The organism is Acetomicrobium flavidum, from assembly GCF_900129645.1.
Lineage (GTDB): Bacteria > Synergistota > Synergistia > Synergistales > Acetomicrobiaceae > Acetomicrobium > Acetomicrobium flavidum.
Genome location: NZ_FSQZ01000003.1, coordinates 1 through 2,079, shown reverse-complemented (window position 1 = coordinate 2,079; position 2,079 = coordinate 1). Strand labels below are relative to the sequence as shown.

Annotated in this window: 1 protein-coding gene; it reads right to left on the bottom strand. The window is 51.5% G+C overall.

What is annotated here, in order from left to right; all coding sequences use genetic code 11:
* Positions 1-114 precede the first annotated feature (114 nt).
* Positions 115-2,079: methyl-accepting chemotaxis protein (locus BUQ78_RS09930; RefSeq protein WP_074200241.1), on the bottom strand; the 1,965-nt coding region annotated here is incomplete at its 5' end.

The window sequence follows — 2,079 nt, the reverse complement described above, 5'->3', positions numbered from 1 at the left end:
ACCACGCCGTCTTTAGACGGCTTGCTTGCCATGGCACCTATCCCTGCAGACAGAGAGGTCATCCGCGAAATTTACGCCGAATCGATGTACCCTCTCTGCTGCAGATAAACTGATTTAGTCCAGAGGCTTCAGGGCTGCCCTCTGCGCACCCTGCGCATTGGCGGCCCTGAAGTAGGACAGTACCTCTTCGAGCTTTCTGGCCCCCTCGTCCAACCCTACCGCATCTCGGGCAATTGTCTCAGCAGTCTTGCCGATCTCTTCGAGAGCTGTCTGCATGTCTTCCACCAACTCGGCCATCCTGGTCGCGTCCTTGGCTATCTGGTTTGTCGCGGAAGCCATCTCCTGCGTGGAGGCGGACTGTTCCTCTGCTATGGAAGCCAGAGACTGGATGGATTCGCTGATCTTAGCAACCTGTGTCGTGGCATTTTGTAAGGTCTTTTGCGTTTCCTCCACTGCATTTATGACCTTCATGGTGGTGTCCACTGTTTCTTTTATGGTAGACGCAGTAGCGGAGGCGTTGACGTCCAAGTCTGACATTAGCCCCTGGATTTCCTGGGCTGCCTTCGAAGACTGCTCCGCCAATTTTCGCACCTCCTCGGCGACAACCGCAAAGCCCCTGCCGTGTTCTCCTGCACGTGCAGCCTCTATGGCAGCATTTAAGGCAAGCAGGTTGGTCTGGTCGGCAATGCCCGTTATGACTTTGACGAAGTCGGTGATGGAATGCAAGGAAGAGACGAGATGGTCCGTCTTTGTAACGCTATCGCTTGACATGTCCCTTACCACTTCAAGCTGCTTGGTGCAGCCGGTCATCTGTTCGTTTGCTAACTTTACTGCATCGATGGCATTTCTTGCAGCTTCAGACGCTTCAACCGCGCTTTTTGCTGCAGATTGGGCACCGCTTGCCACTTCCTCTATGCCTGCGCTTGTTTCTTCAATCGCGGCAGAGTTGTTCTCGGCCAGAGAATAGATCTCCTGCATGGAACTATTGATGCTTTCAAGTGACGCCGTGATCTCCTGCGTCGCGGAGGCCATATTAGCGGAGGCATCCTTGTTTTTGACGCTTATATTGAAAGCCTCGGCGATGACCTGCCTGAGTTTATCTATGGCATCTCTGCATGCTGAAGCTATCCGCCCGATCTCGTCTTGAGATTTGACCTCAAAGCTCACGTCTAAGTTGCCCTGACCAAACTTTTCCACAGAGCTTGTGATGGCGACAAGAGGCTTGGTCATCCTGGAGGCCACGTAAAAGATCATTAAGCTTACGACTACAAGTGCGATGATTATGGTTACCACTACGGGGATCACGCTCTTTGAAACCATGCCGTTTACCACGCTTGCAGGTATCACGACCATGGCGCTCCAGCCCTGGGCATACTTCAGGGGAGCGTAGAACACCTTAAGCTTGTTGCCGTTTGGGTCATAAACGTCTGCAACGCCTTCCTTGCCGGAAAGCACCTCCGAGCCAACGGCAGACAGCCCTTTAAAGCCCTGCGAATCTGCCTCGGACAGTTTTAGCTTCATGATGTAGTTGATATTTGGGTGGCTGACTACGGTTCCGGTGTTATCTACCAAGACAACATAGCCCTGACCCAGGGGTTTAAAGGAGTTGACTAGCTCTGCAAACCTTTCCAAAGAGACATTGAAGCCCACCAATCCGATACGTTGTCCGTCCGCAATAACGGGAAAGGCGATAACGAACGCGGGCTTTTGTGTGCCTAACGAAATTACCGCCTCGCTAATTGCGTAAGGAGCACCCTGTTCAAATATGGCCTTGTAATAGTCCCTATTTGAAATATCTACGGTCTTATTCGTGGTGGTCTCAGTCCTGCCGTCCGGCCAAGACAGAAAACCACCCTCAAAAGCAGGCTCTGAATCGGACAGATCCTGCAAGGCGCCTTTAGCTTCTTGCCAATCCATGGATCTTACTCGAATTGTCTTTGCTATAGATTCTATCCTGTTCATTAACGCGTGAATGTTTTCGTCAAGCTGCCCTGCCACAGCCTTGCTAATCTGGCCTGTAAGGTCTAGGGTTACACCCCTTACATTTTTAGAAACTTCAAGGTATGAAATTATCCCGAT